This window comes from Salibacter sp. (assembly GCF_031581065.1).
In the GTDB taxonomy this organism is placed as follows: Bacteria; Bacteroidota; Bacteroidia; order Flavobacteriales_G; family Salibacteraceae; genus Salibacter.
The window spans coordinates 1-2,501 of record NZ_JAVLBN010000093.1; the positions used below are offsets into that span (position 1 = coordinate 1).

The following is a 2,501-nucleotide window of genomic DNA, read 5'->3' on the forward strand; positions in this document are numbered from 1 at the left end:
ATGACAGTTGAAAAAACTGATACCGGTTTTTCAGCATTTTCTAATGACTATCCCATTTTCACAACCGGTGAAAATGTTCCTGAATTGATGAATAATGCTTTTGAGGCTGCAGAATTATACTTTGACGATGAAGATATCAAGCTAAATCATGAAGACATCAAGTTTGAGATTGATTTCCAACAATTCTTTCAGTACTACAGAGTGTTAAATGCAAAATACCTCGCTCAAAAGATAGGGATGAATGCTACCTTGCTTTCTCAATATGTACAGGGACATAAAAAACCATCAGAAAAACAAACAGAAAAAATTTTGAAAGGAATTCATGAAATTGGCCAGGAATTATCAGGAATAAACCTACTCCACAAAGTTAGAAAGTAGTCATTCTTAAGTAATATGAATTTAGCACCTATTAGAAATGAACAGGATTATCAAAATGCCCTAAACAGGCTCGAGGAAATTTTTGATACTAAAAAAGGAACTGAGGAAGGTGATGAACTGGAAATTCTTTCCATACTCATCGATAAGTATGAAAATGAAAACTTCCCTATTGAAATGCCTGATCCAATTGAGGCTATTAAATTCAGAATGGAGCAATTGGGAATTAAGCAGAAAGATCTCGCTGAAATAATAGGATTCAAAAGCAGGGTAAGTGAAATTCTCAGCAAGAAGCGAAAACTGACTTTGAAAATGATTAGAAAACTCAATACGGCACTCCACATTCCGACTGATGTTTTAATACAGGACTATTAATCAGATTAAATTTTCAACTCTTACTTTGCATGTAATATTTTAACACCATAATCGACAAATAACCGATTAAGGTGTTTTAAAATTACAGTTTATATTTTTTCTGTTTATTTTAAATCTTGCTTACTACTTAACGTATTACTCCCAGACCTAACAGGTTTTGGAAACCTGTCAGGTCTAAATACCACACACTTTTTTAGGAACACAACCAACTCTTTAATCTTTTAAATCACCATATCTCGACTCCGCTCGATAGCCGGGAAGCTTTTTGTCAATCTTTTTTCTTGACCTTGACCTCCTTTTCTCTCCTACTTCTACAAAGACAAGGCGCGTGACTTTTGTATAAAGACTCATAACCAAACCTACAAACTCCAAACCTCCAAATCTTAGTAAATTTTAGCTCTTGACGTAAGTCAAGACTTAGATGAACTTAGACCTACTGACGCTATCGGTCAGAACTAAGCTCGAGACGCAAGTAACAGGGCCATTAACAACTTAAGTGTCCAATAAACCAAAACGCATAATTAGAACGCTCTCGGCCTTGACCTCAACCTCAACCTCAACCTTAACCTTAACCTCAACCTCTAAACATTTAACATTCATACTTTAAACAAAAAGACATTATTCCCATACTTTTGGCGGAACTCAAATTTCTCTAAACAAGCAATGTTCAACAACTATAACATCATCCTGGCAAGCGGATCTCCGCGCAGAAAAGAACTTTTGGAAAAGATGGATATCGCTTTTGAGCAGACGTCTCTCGATATCGATGAGTCGTTCCCCAAAGAGTTGCCTGCCAATGAAGTGGCAGAATACCTGGCGGTGAAAAAGTCGATGGCGTTCAGGGATCTGACCGAAAAGGAGATTCTCATTACAGCCGATACTACGGTGATTCATCAAAACAAAGTGCTCAATAAGGCGGCTGATAAAGCTGAAGCGCGCGAAATGCTGGAAAGATTATCGGGTTGTGAACACGAAGTGGTGAGCGGTGTTTGTGTGCGCACACGTGACAAAAAGATCTCGTTTTCTTCCACTACAAGTGTCAAATTTCACAAACTCACAGATGCGGAAATCGAACATTACATTGAGCGCTATGAGCCGTTTGACAAGGCAGGTGCTTATGGTATCCAGGAATGGATCGGGTTGATAGGCATCGAGGAGATCGAAGGTTCGTACTTCACGGTGATGGGGCTGCCTACTTTCGACCTCTACCGGGCACTGAAAGAAATCACGAGCTGATCTTATTCACCAACCCCATTTTTTCGAGTAAGAAGGATGCATTCATGTTCTGGCAAACGCCATCACGGAGTTTGTAATCGAACTGTAACTGGTCGTTAACGAACTCTACTTCAAAGCTCTTGTTCACGATTTTTTGCGGGTGCTTTCCTTCCAGTTCGCACAGGCTGAGATCGTGCGTGGCGATGATTCCGCGCGAGTTGTACGACAACAGCTTTTCCAAAAATGCCTCGCTCCCTTTCGCCTTGTCGGCCGAGTTGGTTCCTTTGAGGATCTCATCCAGAATGATGAACAACTCATGCCCTTTATCGAGCTGTTCCACAACGGCTTTGAGTCGTTTCAGCTCGGCAAAGAAGTACGACTCGTGCTCTGCTAGTGAATCCTCTGTGCGCATGCTGGTAAACAGCGGAACGGGCTTGAATGCAAGCTCTTTCGCCACAACGGGCGCTCCCAACATCCCGAGGACCATGTTACTGGCAACGGTGCGCAAAAACGTACTCTTCCCAGCCATGTTGGCC

4 protein-coding genes are annotated in these 2,501 nt (G+C 41.0%); 3 read left to right on the forward strand and 1 reads right to left on the reverse strand.

Features of this window, described 5'->3' with window-relative positions:
• The 3 genes from RI557_RS11580 to RI557_RS11590 form a co-directional block, all read left to right on the forward strand.
• Nucleotides 1-378: helix-turn-helix transcriptional regulator (locus RI557_RS11580; RefSeq protein WP_310683923.1), on the forward strand; the 378-nt coding region annotated here is incomplete at its 5' end.
• A gap of 15 nt (nt 379-393) precedes the next feature.
• Nucleotides 394-750 (forward strand): helix-turn-helix domain-containing protein, encoded by a 357-nt coding sequence (locus RI557_RS11585; RefSeq protein ID WP_310683925.1) that lies wholly within the window; start codon nt 394-396, stop codon nt 748-750.
• A gap of 663 nt (nt 751-1,413) precedes the next feature.
• Entirely contained in the window at nt 1,414-1,986 is a 573-nt protein-coding gene (locus tag RI557_RS11590) for a Maf family nucleotide pyrophosphatase (protein ID WP_310683927.1), read from the forward strand.
• Here the strand turns inward: RI557_RS11590 and RI557_RS11595 are convergent.
• Nucleotides 1,976-2,501 (reverse strand): MutS-related protein (locus tag RI557_RS11595; protein ID WP_409079704.1); only part of this gene is annotated, 526 nt, incomplete at its 5' end. The two genes, RI557_RS11590 and RI557_RS11595, sit on opposite strands and share 11 nt — an antisense overlap.